Below are 18,572 nucleotides of genomic sequence, written 5' to 3'. Positions count from 1 at the left end.
CCTACGCCCCGCCGGGCCCGCGGACCCCGCGGGCCCCGCGCCGGGCCACCGCCGTCCACACCCCGAGGCCCAGCAGCAGGGCGCTGCCCGTGCCGATCCCGCCCACGGCGACCGCCTTCAGGGCGAGGTCGTCGTCCGTGCCCCCGGCCCCCGGTGCCGCCGCCCGCTCCGTCACCGGGACCTCGAAGACGCCCCGGGGCCGCGGCTCCCCCGCGTACTCGGGCCCGGTCCGCGAGGCTCCCTCCAGCCGTACGCGCAGGGTCAGGGCGAAGGGGCCCTCGCCGAAGTCGTCGGCCACCTGGGCGGCGAGGTGCACCACCAGGTAGTACGCCCCGGCGAACCGCATCGCGGCGACCTGTCCGTCGGCCGCGTACCGGTTGGCGTAGGCGACCGGCGGCAGGGGAGCGAGGCCGACCGCGGTCTCCCGGCCGGTGTAGCCCTTGGCGGCGTCGTCGACCTCGCCGCGCACGGGATTGTGGAGGGCCAGGCGCAGGGCGGCCGTGGCATAGCCGGAACGGTCGCCGGAACCGCCGAGTTCGGCCGTGGCGTGCAGCCGGCGGCCCCAGTCGACCGGCACCCGGTAGAAGAGGGTCTGTCCGGGACGGATGTCGTCGCGCCAGGCGCCCGGTCCCATCGGGGTCGCGTCGGCGAAGCCGTCACCGCCCGCCCGGCGTTCCGCTTCACCGGCCACGGGTTCGGGGGAGGCGGAGTCCCAGGACTCCGGCGCCTCGCTCGCGCCGGCCTCGCGGGGGCGGGGCTCGGTGACGGCGCTCAGCTCCAGGTCCCAGTCCTGCGGCGGCGAGTCCTCGGGCCGGCTCCGCTCGACGGTCACGTAGTACGTCCCGGGCTCCTGGCACCGGGTCCCGCCGGGATCGGTCTCGCGCACCGCCCAGGCGGTGACCGGCCGGGGACTGCGGGCCGCGCCGAAGGTCGCGCTGTCCGAGGAGCAGGAGGTGCCGTCGGCGTCCTGGACCGACACCCGGACGCCGTCGACCGCGGTGACCTCACCGGTGCCGGGTACGGCGGTGACGGCGACATAGGCGTCCGAGGCGGCGTCCAGGTCGAGCCGGTAGTAGAGGGTGCCGTCGCGCGGCAGGGAACTGCGGTACGTGGCCCCCGGTTCCAGCGGTACGGCGTCCGAGGGGCCGCTCGCGCCCTCGACGCGCCGGGCGTCGCCGTCGAAGGCGTATCCGGCGGGGGCACCGGCCGCCGACGCCGTGGAGCCGGGCAGTACGGCCGTGGTGAGCAGGGCGGCGGTCGTGGCCAGGACGGCGGAGACCGCGGTCACCCGCGTCGTCCGCCCGCTCCGCGCCCCCGCACGCTGCCGCCGTCGGCCACCGCACCGCCGTCCCCTCACCCGCCACCCCTCGCGCTCGTCGGCGCTGTCGCCGCCGCTTCGGACCGGACCGGAGTCCATCCTGCCGCGCGCGCCCGTACTCCCGCGCCCCCGCCGGGAATTCGGGGAGTTCCGGGCAACACAAAACCCCGACCGCTGGACGGCCGGGGTCTGTTCAGAACCGGATGTCGGTCGTACTCACGAACCCGTGGGCACGGAGTCAGTCGCCTCCGTCCACAGATCCTGCTCGGCGCGATCCGCCTGGATCTGGCGGTACACGAGGAGCCCGCCGATGGCGGCCAGTGCGACCAGGAGAAGCTTCTTCACCGCGCGACCTCGTCTTTCCTTGACGTAGGGGACCTCTGGCGCCCGACTATACACACCGGCCGATACCGATCGGTTACCTGCGTCGGCGGCCGACTCCGGGTCTCCGGAGCCTCGGAGAAGCGGGCGGAGACGGCCCGGCGGAACATGATCACGTCCTCACGGACAGCCACATCCGCCCCCTTTCCTCCCGGTTTTCGACCTTTTCAGCCTCTTTGCGGCCATCCGGGTGGTGTTCATCAGAACATCGCCGCGCCACGGGCGTCGGTCCATCACTTCGCGGGGCTCATACACATCATGAGGAAAGTACGCAAATCGCCCAACCCGAAAGTGAGGGGTTATGGCCCGGAACAAGGTCATGACGCTGTGGACCACCATCGTCACCGCCTTCCTCGCGCTGTGCACGGCGCTCGGATTCGTCACGACGACGGCCTCGGCCGCCGTACCGCAGAGCGGCACGCACAGCAACACGGAGAGCGCCTCGCCCGAGACGGCACCCACGGTGGCGATCCCACGGCCCCGGTCCCGCACCGGCTCCCTGCCCCCCACGATGAAACAGCGCATCCGCGCCGAGGCCCACGGCAAGGCCCCCAGTTGCCGCCACCGCCCCGCCGGCGACGCCACGGCCACCGCCACCGGTCTCCTCTGCGACGACGACACCGCCGAGTCCGAGACCCGGCACCCCGCCCTCCAGCACACCGCCCCGATCCAACGCTGATCCGCCCCGCGCACCACCGAACCGACCGGCGATCTGCGTACCGCACCACACGCCAGAAACGGCCCGGCCGCTCCTCGGAGCAGCCGGGCCGCCGCCGTTCCGGGCGACGGCCACCGGGAGAGACCCGGCTCACGACCCCGACTCATCAAGTCCTCTTGAGGAGTCGTACGCTGGGCGGCACCAACCCCGCACCCGGAACCGGTGAGTGCCCGTGCCCAAGGCGTACGAAGTCATCGCGGACGACCTGCGGCGCTCCCTCCGCGAGGGAGAGCGGAAGCCCGGCGACCGCCTGCCCTCGGAGACGGACCTCGCCCGGCACTACGGGCGCAGCGTGCCGACCGTGCAGAACGCGCTGCGGCTGCTGAGCGACGAGGGCCTGATCGACAAGCACCACGGCCGGGGCACCTTCGTGCGCCGCCCCCGCACCCCGGCGGTCCGGGACAACAGCCGGCACCAGTGGGAGAAGGACCGCGCCCGCACCCCCCTCGCCACCCGGGCCGCGACCGGCGCCACCGAACGCGACACCGGCCTGCACCCCGACGACCTCGTCTTCCACGCGGAGTACCGGGAGATCGGGGCGTCCGCCGAACTGGCCGGGGCCTTCGGCGTCCCCGAGGGGACCGTGCTGCTGCGGCGCACCTACCGGACGCGCTACGCGGCCGAGTCCGCCCCCTTCAGCCTCGTGACCTCCTACCTGGTCCGCGACATGATCGCCGCCAACCCCGACCTGCTGGACGAGTCCAGGGAACCCTGGCCGGGCGGCACCCAGAACCAGCTCCACACCGTGGGCATCGAAGTGGACCGTGTCGAGGAGCGCTTCACCGCCCGCCCGCCCACGCCGGAGGAGGCCGCGGCCCTGGACCTGCCGCCGGGGACCTCGGTGATCCTGCTCCGCAAGACCTCGTACGACGTCGACGGCCGCGTGGTGGACGTCTCCTACGTCACGCTGCCCGGCGACCGCACGGAACTTCTGTTCACCACTCGACTGGAAAGGTGGTGAGTGCCGCCGTGAGCAGGCGCGTCATCATCGTCACCGCCGTCCACGGCCCCTCGGCCCCCTTCCTCCCCGAGGCCCACCGCTCCCTGTGCGCACAGGAGTTGCCCGAGGGCTGGGAATGGCGCTGGGTGATCCAGGAGGACGGGCGGACCGACGACGTACGGCCGCACGTGCCCGACGACCCGCGCGTCGTCTTCCGGCAGGGCAGGGCGGGCATGCAGGGCGGCCCCGGTGTGGCGCGCACCCTCGCCCTGTCCCACGCGGACGGGCCGTACGTGAAGATCCTGGACGCTGACGACCAGCTCCCTCCGGGGGCCCTGGCCCGCGACCTGGCCGCCCTGCAGGCCGACCCGACGCTCGGGTGGGCCACGTCCCGGGTGCTGGACCTGCTGCCCGACGGCTCGACGGCCGGCTTCCCGGGCGATCCCGAGCACGGGCCGATCGAACGCGGGGAGGTCCTCGACTTCTGGAAGGCCAACGGCTACCGCGCCCAGGTCCACCCGGCGACGCTCCTGGTACGGCGCGACCTGCTGCTCGCGCTGGGGGGCTGGATGGCCCTGCCGGCCTCCGAGGACACCGGCCTGCTGCTGGCGCTCAACTGCGTGAGCCGGGGATGGTTCTCCCAGGAGGTGGGCCTCCTCTACCGCAAGTGGGAGGGCCAGGTGACCGGCCAGGCGGCCCACGTCGCCCCGGACGAGCGTGACGCCCGCATGGCGGTGGTCGAAGCCAGGGCCCGGGCCCTGGCCTCCCTCAGCTGGCACTTCCCCCCGGACATCCCCGCCGCGCGGTAACCGACCGCGCCCCTGATCAGGGAAGCGTCTCCGCGTCGACCCGGGAGAAGACCAGATCGCTCTCCTCCACCACCGGCCCCCGCCACCGCACCGGGACGCCCAGGGCGGTGCCGCGGGCCGAGGGGTAGCTCTCGGGGGCGTAGTCGTTGGCCAGCCGGTACACGTGGAAGCCCGCGTCGCGCATCACCGCCAGCAGGTCGTCGACGCGGTCCCCGAGCCGGGCCATGCGCTCGGGCGTCACCTCGACGCAGATCTCCGCGTCCGGCCGCAGTCCCCGCAGCATCGGCGCCAGCCCGCGCACGACGCCGCCCTCCGCCCCCTCGACGTCGATCTTGATCACCCGGGCGCTCGCGATCTCCGCCGGATCGAGCAGCTCCGGCAGCGGACGGGCCCCGATCTCGAACGTGGACTCGGCCGGACCGTCGTACGGAACGATGCTGTTCGCCCCCGTGTTGCGGGAGCTGGCCAGGACGAAGGTGAGGGTCCCGCGGCTGTCGGAGACGGCGGCGTTGACCGCCCGCACGTTCGCGCAGTCGTTCAGCCGGACGTGCTGCGCCAACCGCCGGTGGAGGACGGGGGACGCCTCGATCGCCACGACCCGGCCCGCGTCGCCGACCAGCCGTGACGCGAGGACGCTGAAGACGCCGATGTTGGCCCCCACGTCGACGAAGGCGTCCCCCGGCCGCAGCCGGCGCCGCAGCCACGCCGTCAGGTGCGGTTCCCAGACGCCGAAGAGATAGAGGTACCGCTGGATCAGGTCCTGCGTGTCCACGGCGAACCGGTCACCGGAACGCACCCGGACCACGCGCCGGCGCGGATGCTCGCGCAACCACGGGTTCAGCACCCGTCCGGCGAGCACCGCCTTCCCGACCGTGCCGGGGGCGCCGCGCACGTACCGGCTGCCCAGGGTGACCAGCGTCCGGGAGACGATGTTCCCCGGGCCACCCGGCCCACCCGGCCCGCCCGCGGTGATCAGTCCTCCCGCACGACGGTGATCGCGGCGGCGGGGCACCCCTCGACCGCCTCGCGCACCCGCGGCACGTCGAGGGCGCGCTCCCGCCCCGGTATCACGGCACCGAGCCCGTCCACCTGGGTGAACACGGACGGGGCCCGGTGGACGCAGTCGCCGGAGCCGTAACACTGCTCGGGATCGACGGAAATCCTCATACGCCCTCCAGCGGCGGTCGGATGCGAAGCCAACACGACGTGCCTGCCCGCCCGCCGGCCTTCCGAATCCGCCTGCCTCGCTTGCCTGTTGAGCAGGGGATCATAAGATCGACCGGCAATCCCGTGACACGGCGACTGGGGGACGGTGTGGGGACCGGCGGGCAACTCGTGACGATCGCGGCCGTGCTGGTCGGCGCGCTGACCACGCACCTCACCAACCACCTGATGGAGCGGAGCAGGAACCGCCACCGGCTGCTGACCCGCTGGGACGACAAGAAGGTCGACGCCTACGGGGAGTACGTGGACGCCGCCAAGATGCGGATCGCCGCGTCCGTACGGCTGTACGAGGCCAGGGAGAACCTGCGCGAGGACCACCGCCCGGAGGAGGAACTCCGCGAGGACCTGGCCGAGGCCGGCCGGCGCTGGGGATCGGCCTTCGAGCGGGTCATGCTGCTCGGCGGTGACGAGGCCATCGAAGCCGGGCACGAGCTGAACAAGCTGGTCGCCGAGATCGACTGGCAGGCCACCGGCCGCATCACCGGCACCCTGGAGGAGTGGCGGGAGCGGCACCGGGCCGCGTTCCGGGCGATCAACGCCTTCCACGAGGAGGCCCGCACCGACCTCGGCATCCGGGGCAGCGTCACCGGCGACCGGCACCCCGAGCGCGACCTGCTGCTGCCGTCCGCCCGCCAGGTGCCCGCCCGGCGCACTTCCGACCGGCAGGCGTCCGCCGGGGACTGACCGCAGCCGCCCGGACCGCGCGACCACCGGCATGCTTCGGCACCGGTCCCTCCCCTCGTGGGGACCGGTGCCCAACCATGCCGGCGGCGTGCTGAACGCCGTACCGAACGGAATGGGCAGGGCCGTCGAAAGCTGACCGAGAACGTGCGGCGGTACGCAACGGCTCCGGGAACCGCGGGCCGCTGACCTGTCCTGGTGCCGGCCGATCGCCTCGCCACTGCGACGCGATCCTGCCAGTTGAGGTCGCCCACGAGGAGGGTCCGGAGCCGTGACAGTGACGTAGCCGCAGGTCAGGCGTATAGAGTGAGTTTTCCGGTCCGGACGTCCAGGTGCGGGGGAAGTAAGGAGTGGAGACCTTGAGTTTCGACTCAGGGGCACGCACGGCCTTCGCCGAACGTCTCGCACTGCTGTACAGGGAGGCCGGCAACCCTCCCCTCAAACGCGTCTCCGAAGCGGTCGTCCGGCTCCAGCGCGTCGACGAGCGCGGGCGGCCGGTCCGGGTCTCCGCCCAGCGGATCAGCGACTGGCGGCGGGCCAAGAACGTCCCCGCCCAGTTCCCCGCCCTCGCCGCGGTGCTGCACGTCCTCATCCCCCAGGCCCGGCGCGCGCGGCCCGATCCGATCACCCCGGGGCTGTACGACCTGGCCCAGTGGCAGCGCCTGTGGGAGCGGGCGGTGGCCGACCCGACCGGCGAGCGCGCGACGCCGGCTCCCGGCGAGGAGGAGCACCCGCCGGACCGGGCCCCGGGCGGCGTCTGCCCCTACCGGGGACTGGCCGCCTACCGGCAGCAGGACGCCGGCTGGTTCTTCGGGCGGGAGCGGAGCACGGCCGCCTTCGTCGCCCAGCTGCGCGCGGCCGAGAACACCGGCGGCCTGGTGATGCTCGTGGGCGCCTCGGGAGCGGGGAAGTCCTCCCTGCTCAACGCCGGACTGGTGCCCGCCCTGCGCGACCGTTCGCCGGACGGGGGCACGGGACCGCCGAGGACGGTGCTCCCACTGGTCCCGGGCGCCGATCCGCTCGGGGAGCTGTCCGGCCGCATACCCGGGCTCGCGTCCGTGGTCGCCGCCGGCCGCAGGGACGGGGCGGAGCCGGGCGGCGCGGAGTTCGAGCGCGCGGTCCGCGCGGCGTTCACGGCCTGGGCCCGGGACACGACGGCGGCCCCGGTCCCCGCCGCTTCCCCACCTCCCGGCCCCGCTGCCCCGTCTCCCGGCCCCGCGTCGCCTTCGCCCGGTCCGTCCACGTCACCTCCGCCCGGCCCCTCCGCGTCACCGCCCGCGGAACCCGCCGAGGCCACCGAGGTCACCGAGGTCACCGAGGTCACCGAGGTCACCGAGGTCACCGAGGCCATCGCGGCGGCCCGGCCGGTCCTGATCGTGGACCAGTTCGAGGAGGTCTTCACCCTCTGCGCGGACGAGTGGGCCCGGCGCGCGTTCATCCGCGTCCTCCAGGCCGCCTGCACACCCGGCGCCGACCCCGACGACCCGGCGCCCGTCCAGATCGCCCTCGGCCTGCGCGCCGACTTCTACGAACAGTGTCTGCGCCACCCCGAACTGGCCGACGCCCTGCAGCACCGGCACATGGTGCTCGGGCCGCTGACCGCCGCGGAACTGCGCGAGGCGGTGACCGGCCCGGCCAGGGCCGTGGGCATGGAGCTGGAACCGGGACTGGCGGAACTGATCGTCCGGGAGGTCGGTACCGACGGCCCGCACGGCACCCACGACGCGGGCGTCCTGCCGCTGCTGTCCCACGCCCTGCTCGCCACCTGGCAGCGCCGCAAGGCGGGCCGGCTGACGCTGGCCGGCTACCGCGCGGCCGGCGGCATCCAGGGCGCGGTGGCCGCCACCGCCGAGCGGGCCTGGTCGGGCCTGGACCCGGCGGCCCGCGACGCCGCCCGGCTGCTGCTGCTGCGGCTGGTCCGGGTGAGCGAGGACACCCAGGCCACCCGCAGGCGGGGCACCCGGCGCCGGCTGGCGGAGGAGTCCCGGGACCCGGCCAAGACCGAGGAGTCCCTGGAGGCACTGGTCCGCGCCCGGCTGGTGACCCTGGACGCGGACACCGTGGAGATCACCCACGAGGCACTGCTGCACGCCTGGCCGCGGCTGCGCGACTGGATCGAGGAGGACCGCGCCGGCAACCTGCTGCGGCAGCGGCTGGAGGAGGACGGCCGGGCCTGGGAGGAGTCGGGCCGCGACTCCTCACTGCTCTACCGGGGCTCCCGGCTGGAGCAGGCCCGCGGCTGGGCGGAATCCGCCGCCGGCACCTTCCTGACCCGCGGCGCGGTGGACTTCCTGGCCGCCGCGGGCAGGCTGCGCCGGCGCACCGTCCTGATCAGGCGGGCCGCGGTCGCGTCCCTGGTCGTCCTCGCGCTGCTCGCGGTCGGTTCGGCGGTGCTCGCCTGGCAGCAGCGCAACGACGCGGTGTTCGAACAGGTGGTCGCCGAGGCGGACCGCGTCCAGTACACCGACCCGTCGCTGTCCGCCCAGCTCGACCTGGCGGCGCACCGCCTGCGGCCCGACGACGAGGACGTGCGCAACCGGCTGATCTCGATCGTGAACGCGCCCCTGGCCACGCCGCTCCTCGGCCACTCGGGAGCCGTCTACCTGACCACCTTCAGCCCGGACGGCCGGACCCTGGCGACGGCCAGCTACGACCGGACCGTCCGGCTGTGGGACGTCTCGGACCCCGCCCGCCCCGAACCGCTGGGCAAGCCCCTCACCGGTCACACCAGCTGGGTGAGCACCGCGGTGTTCAGCCCCGACGGCCGCACCCTGGCCAGTGCCTCGGACGACGGCACGATCCGGCTGTGGGACGTGTCGGATCCCGCCGCCCCGCGCCCGCTCGGTGATCCCCTGCCCGGTCACGGCGGCACCGTCTACCTGCTCGCGTTCAGCCCGGACGGGCGCACCCTCGCCTCCGCCCACGACGATCACGCCGTACGCCTGTGGGACGTGGCCGCCCCGGACCGGCCCCGGGAGCTGGGTGCCCTGACGGGTGCCACCGCGGCGGTGCGTTCGGTGGCCTTCAGCCCCGACGGGCGGACGCTGGCGGCCGGCGGCGACGACGAGACGGTCCGGCTCTGGGACGTCACCGACCGGGACCGGCCGCGGACCGTCGGCGATCCGCTGACCGGCCACACCGGACTGATCCACTCCGTCGCCTTCAGCCCCGACGGCCGCACCCTCGCCAGCGGCGCCGCCGACGACACCGTACGGCTGTGGGACGTCACCGACCCGCACGACGCCTCGCGGATCGGCTCGCCGCTCACCGGCCACACCGGTCCCGTCTGGTCCGTGGCCTTCAGCCCCGACGGCGACATGCTCGCCGCGAGCAGCGCGGACAGCACGGCGAGCCTGTGGAACGTCAGCGACCCGGCCTACCCCTCGCAGATCGGCGTGGAGCTGGCCGGCAGCAGCGGGGAGATGTACGCGCTGGGATTCAGCCCGGACGGCCGCACCCTCGCCACCGGCAGCGGGGACAGCAAGGTCCGCCTGTGGTCCCTGCCGACCTCGGACATGATCGGCCGCATCGGCGCGTTCCGCCCGGACGGTCACGTGCTGGCCACCGCCGCCCGCGACGGGCGGGTGCGGCTGTGGAACGTCGCCGACCCCACGCGGCCCGTGCCGCTGGGCGAACCCTTCAGGCCGGGGGAGGGCGACATCCGGTCGCTGGTGTTCTCCCCGGACGGCGCCACCCTCGCCGTGCTGGCGGGCAGCCGCGCGATGCAGCTGTGGGACGTCACGGACCCGGCCCGGCCCACCGCCCACGGCCCCCCGGTGGAACTGCGCACCCGGTACGCGGGCCCCGACACCCTGGCCTTCAGCCCCGACGGCCGCACGGTGGCCACCGCCCAGGACGACCGCAGCGTCCAGCTCTGGGACACCGCGGACCCGGCCCGCCCCCGCCCTCTCGGCGAGCCGCTCACCGGCCACACCGGCTACGTCAACACCCTCGCCTTCAGCCCCGACGGCCGCACCCTCGCCAGCGGCGCCGCCGACGACACCGTACGGCTGTGGGACGTCACCGACCCGGCCCACGCCACCGGTTCCGACACCGTGGGCACGGGCCACCTCGGACCCGTCAACACCCTCGCCTTCAGCCCGGACGGCACCACCCTGGCCAGCGGCAGCGACGACGGCACCGTCCGGCTGTGGACCCTCGCCGGACCGGGCCGCCCCTCGCCGACCGGCGAGCCGCTGACGGGGCACACCGACTCGGTCGTGTCACTGACGTTCAGCCGGGACGGAGCCACCCTCGCCAGCGGCGCCAACGACAACACCGTGCGCCTGTGGGACGTCAGCGCGCCCGCCGACGCCTCCCCGATCGGCGAGGCGATGAGCCCCAACGCCAAGGCGGGCGGCTTCCTCTCCTTCAGCCCCGTGCGGCACATGCTCGGGGTGTCCAGCGGCACGGACAGCGTCCGCCTGTGGAACCTGGACGTGGACGACGCCATCGACCGCATCTGCTCGGCGACCCGGGGCGTACTGACCGAGGAGAAGTGGCACGAGTACCTGCCGCGCCTGTCGTACGAGCCACCGTGCGACCCGTGACTCCTTCCCGCCCTCCACCCGTCCTTGTTAGCCTGGCCACAGCCCGGTCGCCGGTGCATCCCCCGTCGCCGGCGGCCGGGCGCACACGAAGAAGACCCCCAGCCGTTTCCGACTGGGGGTCTTCTCGCTGGTGGGGCTAACAGGATTTGAACCTGTGGCCTCATCCTTATCAGGGATGCGCTCTAACCAACTGAGCTATAGCCCCGCCGCGCTCTGCGGTGTGTGTCCCGCGCGCTGACTCCTGAAGATTAGCGCACGAGGCGGGCAGTCCCAAAATCGGTTGGCGCGGGGCCGGTGGGCGAGGATCACTCGTCCTCGGCGAGCGTCAGCTCCACACCGCCGACGAAGCCGGCCGACAGGTTGTAGATGAACGCGCCGAGGGTCGCCAGGGCGGTGGCGAGGACGACGTCGATGACGGCGATGACCGTGGTGAAGAGCAGCACGTTGGGCAGCGACAGGAAGGACTGCAGGTCGAAGCCGTTGGACTCGTTGGAGCCGGTCGCCTCGGAGATGGTGCCGCCGACGGTCGAGAAGACGCCCATGGCGTCCATGACCATCCACAGCACGGCCGCGGCGACGATGGTGCAGATGCCGAGGGCGATGGAGAGCAGGAAGCTGACCTTCATCACCGACCACGGGTCGGCCTTGGCCACCCGCAGGCGCGCCTTGCGGACGCGGGGCGTGGTGCGGGCGCCGGTGCGCGGGCGGCGCACGGCGGCGGCGTTGCCGCCCTGGGTCTGGTAGGCCTGCGGCGGGTGGTACGGCCCGCCGGGCTGCTGGGGCTGCCGCTCCCCCGGCAGCGGCGAGGCCGCCTGCTGGGTCTGCCGGCCCCGGGTGTCCGTCACATTTCCCCCCTGGGAATGCGTCTGGGACGAGCTGCCCGAGTGCGAGTCGGCCGCTCCGTCTTCGATCTTGCGCAGTTGAGTCGTGTGCGGATCCGCCGCACGCGTGGCGGAGCCACGGCCGCCCCCGTCCGTTTCCGTACCCCTGGAGGTACCGGCCGATCCGGCGCCCGTGGCTCCGCTCACGATGACTCTCTCCTCGTGCTACTCGGCCGAGGGCGCCTCACCCTCGTCCGTGCCGGTGGTCGCGGCACCCTCGGCGGACTCGTCGACGGCCACGTCGCCGTCGACCTCCTCCGCCTCGCGTCCCGCCTCGGCGTTGCGTGCGATGCCCACGACGGCATCGCGCTTGCCCAGATTGATCAGTTGGACGCCCATGGTGTCACGGCCCGTCTCCCTGACCCCGCTGACTCGCGTGCGAATCACACCGCCCGAGAGTGTGATGGCGAGGATCTCGTCGTGCTCCTCGACCACCAGCGCCCCCACGAGCGATCCGCGGTCCTCGACGATCTTGGCAGCCTTGATGCCGAGGCCGCCGCGACCCTGGACGCGGTACTCGTCGACGGAGGTCCGCTTCGCGTAACCGCCGTCGGTGGCAGTGAACACGAACGTACCGGCTCGAACAACATTCATCGAGAGCAGCTCGTCCCCTTCGCGGAAACTCATGCCCTTGACGCCCGAGGTGGCACGTCCCATCGGACGCAGCGTGTCGTCCGAGGCGGTGAACCGGATCGACTGTGCCTTCTTGCTGATCAGCAGCAGATCGTCCTCGGCCGAGACGAGTTCGGCGCCGATCAGTTCGTCATCGGTTCCGTCCTCCTGCTCGCGCAGGTTGATGGCGATGACACCGCCGGAGCGCGGCGAGTCGTAGTCCTTCAGCGGCGTCTTCTTCACCAGACCCGCCTTGGTGGCCAGGACCAGGTAGGGCATCGCCTCGTAGTCGCGGATCGCGAGGATCTCGGCGATGGACTCGTCCGGCTGGAAGGCCAGCAGGTTGGCCACGTGCTGACCGCGCGCGTCCCGGCCGGCGTCGGGCAGCTCGTACGCCTTCGCCCGGTAGACGCGGCCCTTGTTGGTGAAGAACAGCAGCCAGTGGTGCGTGGTCGACACGAAGAAGTGGTTGACGATGTCGTCTTCCTTGAGCTTCGCGCCGCGCACGCCCTTGCCGCCGCGCTTCTGGGCGCGGTAGTCGTCGGTCTTGGTGCGCTTGATGTAGCCGCCCCGGGTGACCGTGACGACGATGTCCTCCTCGGCGATCAGGTCCTCGATGGACATGTCGCCCTCGTACGGCACCAGCTTGGTCTTGCGGTCGTCGCCGTACTTCTCGACCAGCGCCGCCAGCTCCGCGCTGACGATGCCGCGCTGGCGGACCGGGGAGGCCAGGATCTCGTTGTACTCGTTGATCTTCGCCTGGAGTTCGTCGTGCTCCTGGACGATCTTCTGCCGCTCCAGGGCCGCCAGGCGCCGCAGCTGCATCTCGAGGATCGCGTTGGCCTGGATCTCGTCGATCTCCAGGAGGTCCATCAGGCCGCCGCGGGCGATCTCGACGGTGTCGCTGCGCCGGATCAGCGCGATGACCTCGTCGATGGCGTCCAGGGCCTTCAGCAGACCGCGCAGGATGTGCGCGCGCTCCTCCGCCTTGCGCAGCCGGAAGCGCGTGCGGCGGACGATGACCTCGATCTGGTGGTTCACCCAGTGGCGGATGAACGCGTCCAGGGAGAGGGTGCGCGGCACGCCGTCGACCAGGGCCAGCATGTTGGCGCCGAAGTTGGTCTGCAGGTCGGTGTGCTTGTACAGGTTGTTCAGGACGACCTTGGCGACCGCGTCCCGCTTGAGGACGATCACCAGACGCTGGCCGGTGCGCGAGGAGGTCTCGTCGCGGACGTCGGCGATGCCGCCGATCTTGCCGTCCTTCACCAGGTCGGCGATCTTCTGCGCGAGGTTGTCCGGGTTGGTCTGGTAGGGCAGCTCGGTGACCACCAGGCACTGGCGGTTCTGGATCTCCTCGACCTCGACGACCGCCCGCATGGTGATGGAGCCGCGCCCGGTGCGGTAGGCCTCCTCGATGCCCTTGCGGCCCACCACCAGGGCGCCGGTCGGGAAGTCGGGGCCCTTGATGCGCTCGATCAGCGCGTCCAGCAGCTCCTCGTGCGAGGACTCGTAGTGGTCCAGGTACCACTGGGCGCCGGCCGCGACCTCGCGCAGGTTGTGCGGCGGGATGTTGGTCGCCATGCCGACCGCGATACCGGCCGAGCCGTTGATCAGCAGGTTCGGGAAGCGGGCCGGCAGGACGGTCGGCTCCTGGGAGCGGCCGTCGTAGTTGTCCGTGAAGTCGACGGTCTCCTCGTCGATGTCGCGGACCATCTCCATCGACAGCGGCGCCATCTTGCACTCGGTGTAGCGCATGGCCGCCGCCGGGTCGTTGCCCGGCGAGCCGAAGTTGCCGTTGGAGTCGACGAGCGGCATCCGCATCGACCACGGCTGGGCCAGGCGGACCAGGGCGTCGTAGATGGAGGAGTCACCGTGCGGGTGGTAGTTGCCCATGACGTCGCCGACGACGCGGGCGCACTTGTAGAAGCCGCGCTCGGGCCGGTAGCCGCCGTCGTACATCGCGTACAGCACCCGGCGGTGGACGGGCTTGAGGCCGTCGCGGACGTCGGGCAGCGCGCGCGAGACGATGACGGACATCGCGTAGTCGAGGTACGAGCGCTGCATCTCCGTCTCGAGCCCGACGGGCTCGACACGCATGGCGAGGGCGTCACCCTCGGGCGTCGTCACAGGGGTGTTCTCGTCGGTCATTGCTGGTGAAGGTCCTTCCTGGTGCGGTCAGCTGAGACCGACTCAGATGTCGAGGAAGCGGACGTCCTTGGCGTTGCGCTGGATGAACGCGCGCCGGGCCTCGACGTCCTCGCCCATCAGCACCGAGAACAGGTCGTCGGCCTGCGCGGCGTCGTCGAGGGTGACCTGGCCGAGGACGCGGTGCTCCTGGTCCATGGTCGTGATGCGCAGCTCCTCGGCGTTCATCTCGCCGAGACCCTTGAAGCGCTGCACGGAGTCCTCGCGGATGCGCTTGCCGGCGTTGCGGCCCATCTCGATCAGCGCGTCGCGCTCGCGGTCGGAGTACGCGTACTCGAAGTCGTCCCGGCCCCACTTGATCTTGTAGAGCGGCGGGCGGGACAGGTACACGTGCCCGGCCTCGACCAGCGGCCGCATGAAGCGGAAGAGGAAGGTCAGCAGCAGGGTGTTGATGTGCTGGCCGTCGACGTCGGCGTCCGCCATCAGGATGATCTTGTGATAGCGGAGCTTCTCGATGTCGAAGTCCTCGTGCACGCCCGTGCCGAACGCGGAGATCATCGCCTGGATCTCCTGGTTCTGCAGGATGCGGTCGATGCGCGCCTTCTCGACGTTGAGGATCTTGCCGCGGATCGGGAGGATCGCCTGGTACTGCGGGTTGCGGCCAGACTTGGCCGAGCCGCCGGCGGAGTCGCCCTCGACGATGAAGATCTCGCACTTGGTCGGGTCGTTCGACTGGCAGTCGGACAGCTTGCCCGGCAGCGACGCCGTCTCCAGCAGGCCCTTGCGGCGCGTCAGGTCGCGGGCCTTGCGGGCCGCCACGCGCGCGTGGGCCGCCTGGATGCCCTTGCGGATGATGTCCGCGGCCTCGTTCGGATTGCGGTCGAGCCAGTCGGTCAGGTGCTCGTAGACGACCTTCTGGACGAAGGTCTTCACCTCGGTGTTGCCGAGCTTCGTCTTGGTCTGGCCCTCGAACTGGGGCTCGCTCAGCTTCACCGAGATGATCGCGGTCAGACCCTCGCGGATGTCGTCGCCCGTGAGGTTGTCGTCCTTCTCGCGCAGCAGCTTCTTGTCGCGCGCGTACTTGTTGATCAGCGAGGTGAGCGCCGCGCGGAAGCCCTCCTCGTGGGTGCCGCCCTCGTGGGTGTGGATGATGTTGGCGAAGGAGTAGACACCCTCGGTGTAGCCGCCGTTCCACTGCATGGCGACCTCGAGGGACAGGTTCTTGTCCTTGTCCTCGGCCTCGAGGTCGATCACGGTGGGGTGCACCAGCTCTCCCTTGCGGGAGTTGAGGTACTTCACGAAGTCGACGATGCCGCCCTCGTAGTGGTACGAGACGCTCTTGACCTCGTGCTTCTCGTCCTCACCGGCCTCGTCCGCACCGGCGGTGGCCTTGGCCGACTCGCGCTCGTCGGTGAGGTTGATCCTCAGGCCCTTGTTGAGGAAGGCCATCTCCTGGAAGCGCCGGGAGAGCGTCTCGAAGGAGTAGTCGGTGGTCTCGAAGATGTCGCCGTCGGCCCAGAAGGTGACCGACGTGCCGGTCTCCTCGGTGGCCTCGTGCCGGGCGAGCGACGCCGTGGGGACACCCAGCTTGTAGTCCTGGGTCCAGCGGTAGCCGTCGGTCTTGACCTCCACCGCGACCCTCGTGGAGAGGGCGTTGACGACGGAGACGCCCACACCGTGCAGACCACCGGAGACCGCGTAGCCGCCGCCGCCGAACTTGCCGCCCGCGTGCAGCACGGTCAGCACGACCTCGACGGCGGGCTTGCCCTCGGAGGGGACGATGCCCACCGGGATGCCGCGGCCGTTGTCGACGACGCGGACACCGCCGTCGGCGAGGATCGTGACGTCGATCGTGTCCGCGTGACCGGCCAGCGCCTCGTCGACGGAGTTGTCCACGACCTCCTGCACCAGGTGGTGCAGGCCGCGTTCACCGGTCGAGCCGATGTACATACCGGGTCGCTTGCGGACCGCGTCCAATCCCTCGAGGACGGTGATGGCACTGGCGTCGTACGAGGCGGCGGCCTCGTCGCCCGAGGCGCTCACCACGTCGTTCACGCCGGTGTCGGTGGACGGGTTGTTCTCGTTGGGGTTGCCGGAATCGGCCACGAAGCGCCCTTTCTGGCACAGCACGAGCCAGGCTCGTCGGCGGGTTGCCGGAGCGGCTGCGGCATGTTGCGTTGGTAAGCCTTGATCAGCGTTGCTCAGCTAGTCCCGGACGGTCCCCACGGTCGGGGCGGGATTGTCTTCCATTCTACCGGTAGCACTGACACTGATGGGGGTTTGCCGGTACCTGAGTCCGCATGTGCCGCCCTCAACCGGCCTCGTCCGACTCCCGATATGCGGATGGGGGCCCCAGGAGGCTCACGACGGCACTCAGCGCTTCCGGGCGTCAACCCTTTGCTACTTGGGAGTCAGGACCCGATTCGCAACCGCGTGCGGTGGTACGACGAAGCGGGCGCCAACGGCTCACACCGGCCGTTGACGCCCATTTATGTGAGGTACATCACTGCCGCGTCACCCGCTTCTGACGGGCCGCCAGACCGCTGGCCGGCCCCCGGCGTCACCCGTAGGTGTCGCCCGGTCCCTGGCTGCCGGGCGCGCGCAGCGGGCCGTACCGGCGGGCGGCACCGCCCGGGCCACCGGGTCCGAGCACCTTGATCAGCCGTACCGACCCGTGGCCGAGGTCCTCGTTGAGGCGGGCCACCAGCGTCGGCGCGAGCAGCCGCAGGTTCGTCGCCCAGGCCGTCGAGTCGCAGCGGATGACCAGCACCCGCTCGTCCTCGTCGTACCGCTCCGGCACACAGTGCTTGGCGACGTCCTCGCCGACGATCTGCGGCCAGCGGCCCATGACCCCGCCCACCGCGGCCGGCGTCTCCCAGCCTCGCTCGGTGATCAGGCGGTTGATCGCCGAACCCAGCGCCATCGGGTCACGGCCGTCGGCGCGCGCCCCCGAGCGCAGCCCGCCGCGGCGGGCCTGCTTCTTCTGCTGCGCCGCGTCCCCGCGCGCGCGTGCCGCCTCGCGCGCCGCCCGCAGCGCGACGCGCGCGAGGTCGACGCCGGACGGCTCGGCGCCACCGCCCCGGCCCGGGCCGCCGGGCGGCTGTCCGGGGCCCTGCCCGGAAGGCGAAGGCTCCGCCGGGGTCGGTCCGTCCGCGCTCATGCGCGCTCCACCGTGCCCTCCGCCACCGAGAACCGCGCGCCCGCCAGTACGTCCGGCACGTCGTCGTCGACCGCGGCCGTCACCAGCACCTGTTCGCCCGGCGCCACCAGCTCGGCCAACCGTTCCCGGCGCCGCGCGTCCAGCTCGGCGAAGACGTCGTCCAGGACCAGGACCGGCTCGTTGCCCTCCGCCCGCAGCAGGTCGAAGGAGGCCAGCCGGAGCGCCAGCGCGTAGGACCACGACTCGCCGTGGGACGCGTAGCCCTTGGCGGGCAGCGACCCGAGCTTCAGCAGCAGGTCGTCCCGGTGCGGCCCGACCAGCGTGACGCCCCGCTCGATCTCCTGCTTGCGGGCCTCGCCGAGCGCGGTCATCAGCTGCGCGTACAGGTCCTCGCGGGTGTGCGCCTCGCCGGGCGCCGACGGCTTGTACTCCAGGGCGAGGGGTCCGCCGCCGGGGGCCAGCTGCTCGTACGCCTTGTCGGCCAGCGGCTGCACGGCGGCGATCAGGTCGAGGCGCTGGGCGAGCAGTTCGGCGCCGGCGCGCGCGAGGTGCTGGTCCCAGACGTCCAGGGTGGACAGGTCCATCGTGCGGCCGCCGTGCCGGCGGGCCAGCGCGGCCGACTTCAGCAGGGTGTTGCGCTGCTTGAGGACGCGGTCGTAGTCGGAGCGCACGCCCGCCATGCGCGGGGAGCGGGCGGTGATCAGCTCGTCCAGGAAGCGGCGCCGCTCCCCGGGGTCGCCCTTCACCAGGGCGAGGTCCTCGGGCGCGAACAGGACGGTGCGGACGATGCCGAGCACGTCGCGTGGTCTGACCTGCGAGGACCTGTTGATGCGGGCGCGGTTGGCCTTGCCCGGGTTCAGCTCCAGCTCGATCAGCTGCTGCCGCTCGCCCTGTCTGACCTGCGCGCGGATCACGGCGCGCTCGGCGCCCATGCGCACCAGGGGGGCGTCGGAGGAGACCCGGTGGCTGCCGAGGGTGGCCAGGTAGCCGACGGCCTCGACGAGGTTGGTCTTGCCCTGCCCGTTGGGGCCGACGAAGGCGGTGACGCCCGGGTCCAGCGGGACCTCGACCCGGGCGTACGAACGGAAGTCGGCCAGCGACAGGTGCGTGACGTGCATGAGCGTGCGCCGACCTCCCTACCTTCGGATACCGT

The 18,572-nt window shown here is 72.3% G+C and carries 14 protein-coding genes and 1 tRNA gene; 5 read left to right on the top strand and 10 right to left on the bottom strand.

Features of this window, described 5'->3' with window-relative positions:
* Position 1: 1 nt before the first annotated feature.
* Together ACFZP7_RS17710 and ACFZP7_RS17705 are read right to left on the bottom strand one after the other, a co-directional pair.
* Positions 2–1,288: a hypothetical protein gene (locus ACFZP7_RS17710; RefSeq protein ID WP_385634773.1), complete on the bottom strand. Its 1,287-nt coding sequence runs from the start codon at positions 1,286–1,288 to the stop codon at positions 2–4.
* Positions 1,289–1,534: 246 nt separating this feature from the next.
* A complete protein-coding gene (locus ACFZP7_RS17705) occupies positions 1,535–1,663 on the bottom strand; it encodes a DLW-39 family protein (RefSeq protein WP_003999697.1) in 129 nt (42 codons plus the stop codon).
* A gap of 337 nt (positions 1,664–2,000) precedes the next feature.
* Between ACFZP7_RS17705 and ACFZP7_RS17700 the strand changes: the two genes are divergently transcribed.
* The 3 genes from ACFZP7_RS17700 to ACFZP7_RS17690 all read left to right on the top strand — a co-directional run bounded on the left by ACFZP7_RS17700 (position 2,001) and on the right by ACFZP7_RS17690 (position 4,166).
* Positions 2,001–2,378 (top strand): DUF6344 domain-containing protein, encoded by a 378-nt coding sequence (locus ACFZP7_RS17700; RefSeq protein WP_385634772.1) that lies wholly within the window; start codon positions 2,001–2,003, stop codon positions 2,376–2,378.
* Between the two features lie 211 nt (positions 2,379–2,589).
* Positions 2,590–3,378, top strand: a complete 789-nt coding sequence (locus tag ACFZP7_RS17695; protein ID WP_385634771.1) for a GntR family transcriptional regulator — start codon at positions 2,590–2,592, stop codon at positions 3,376–3,378.
* Positions 3,379–3,386: 8 nt separating this feature from the next.
* Complete coding sequence (locus ACFZP7_RS17690) at positions 3,387–4,166, top strand: glycosyltransferase family 2 protein (RefSeq protein ID WP_385634770.1); 780 nt, start codon at positions 3,387–3,389, stop codon at positions 4,164–4,166.
* Positions 4,167–4,182: 16 nt separating this feature from the next.
* On the opposite strand, the gene ACFZP7_RS17685 is transcribed toward ACFZP7_RS17690, so the two are convergent.
* Together ACFZP7_RS17685 and ACFZP7_RS17680 are read right to left on the bottom strand one after the other, a co-directional pair.
* Complete coding sequence (locus ACFZP7_RS17685; RefSeq protein ID WP_385634769.1) at positions 4,183–5,058, bottom strand: FkbM family methyltransferase; 876 nt, start codon at positions 5,056–5,058, stop codon at positions 4,183–4,185.
* An 80-nt stretch (positions 5,059–5,138) separates the two neighbouring features.
* Positions 5,139–5,333 carry a ferredoxin gene (locus ACFZP7_RS17680; protein ID WP_019324718.1) on the bottom strand — a complete coding sequence of 65 codons (195 nt, stop codon included), beginning with the start codon at positions 5,331–5,333 and terminating at the stop codon, positions 5,139–5,141.
* Positions 5,334–5,501: 168 nt separating this feature from the next.
* On the opposite strand from ACFZP7_RS17680, the gene ACFZP7_RS17675 reads away from it, so the two are divergent.
* Positions 5,502–6,074 (top strand): hypothetical protein, encoded by a 573-nt coding sequence (locus ACFZP7_RS17675; RefSeq protein WP_046250570.1) that lies wholly within the window; start codon positions 5,502–5,504, stop codon positions 6,072–6,074.
* A 347-nt stretch (positions 6,075–6,421) separates the two neighbouring features.
* Positions 6,422–10,621: a hypothetical protein gene (locus ACFZP7_RS17670; protein ID WP_385634768.1), complete on the top strand. Its 4,200-nt coding sequence runs from the start codon at positions 6,422–6,424 to the stop codon at positions 10,619–10,621.
* Between the two features lie 128 nt (positions 10,622–10,749).
* Here the strand turns inward: ACFZP7_RS17670 and ACFZP7_RS17665 are convergent.
* The 6 genes from ACFZP7_RS17665 to recF all read right to left on the bottom strand — a co-directional run bounded on the left by ACFZP7_RS17665 (position 10,750) and on the right by recF (position 18,537).
* A tRNA-Ile gene (locus tag ACFZP7_RS17665) sits at positions 10,750–10,826 on the bottom strand.
* 100 nt (positions 10,827–10,926) lie between these two features.
* Positions 10,927–11,649: a DUF3566 domain-containing protein gene (locus ACFZP7_RS17660; protein ID WP_086024753.1), complete on the bottom strand. Its 723-nt coding sequence runs from the start codon at positions 11,647–11,649 to the stop codon at positions 10,927–10,929.
* Positions 11,650–11,667: 18 nt separating this feature from the next.
* Positions 11,668–14,262 (bottom strand): DNA gyrase subunit A, encoded by a 2,595-nt coding sequence (gene gyrA / locus ACFZP7_RS17655; RefSeq protein ID WP_019324714.1) that lies wholly within the window; start codon positions 14,260–14,262, stop codon positions 11,668–11,670.
* Positions 14,263–14,304: 42 nt separating this feature from the next.
* Positions 14,305–16,365 carry a DNA topoisomerase (ATP-hydrolyzing) subunit B gene (gene gyrB, locus ACFZP7_RS17650; protein WP_176603948.1) on the bottom strand — a complete coding sequence of 687 codons (2,061 nt, stop codon included), beginning with the start codon at positions 16,363–16,365 and terminating at the stop codon, positions 14,305–14,307.
* A gap of 454 nt (positions 16,366–16,819) precedes the next feature.
* Positions 16,820–17,419, bottom strand: a complete 600-nt coding sequence (locus tag ACFZP7_RS17645) for a DUF721 domain-containing protein (protein ID WP_385634767.1) — start codon at positions 17,417–17,419, stop codon at positions 16,820–16,822.
* Entirely contained in the window at positions 17,416–18,537 is a 1,122-nt protein-coding gene (recF, locus tag ACFZP7_RS17640; protein ID WP_031017576.1) for a DNA replication/repair protein RecF, read from the bottom strand. Before recF ends, ACFZP7_RS17645 begins: the two co-directional genes overlap by 4 nt.
* Positions 18,538–18,572: the final 35 nt, after the last annotated feature.

The organism is Streptomyces sp. SudanB5_2050 (genome assembly GCF_964272335.1).
GTDB lineage: Bacteria > Actinomycetota > Actinomycetes > Streptomycetales > Streptomycetaceae > Streptomyces > Streptomyces rochei.
The sequence above is the reverse complement of the archived record's forward strand: the minus strand, read 5'-3'. Positions and strand labels throughout refer to the sequence as shown.

Excerpts from the sequence above, each read along its gene's own strand:
- ACFZP7_RS17700 (WP_385634772.1), top strand. The coding sequence starts at position 2,001 with ATGGCCCGGAACAAGGTCATGACGCTGTGGACCACCATCGTCACCGCC.
- ACFZP7_RS17680 (WP_019324718.1), bottom strand. The coding sequence starts at position 5,333 with ATGAGGATTTCCGTCGATCCCGAGCAGTGTTACGGCTCCGGCGACTGC.
- gyrA (WP_019324714.1), bottom strand. The coding sequence starts at position 14,262 with ATGACCGACGAGAACACCCCTGTGACGACGCCCGAGGGTGACGCCCTC.
- ACFZP7_RS17645 (WP_385634767.1), bottom strand. The coding sequence starts at position 17,419 with ATGAGCGCGGACGGACCGACCCCGGCGGAGCCTTCGCCTTCCGGGCAG.
- recF (WP_031017576.1), bottom strand. The coding sequence starts at position 18,537 with ATGCACGTCACGCACCTGTCGCTGGCCGACTTCCGTTCGTACGCCCGG.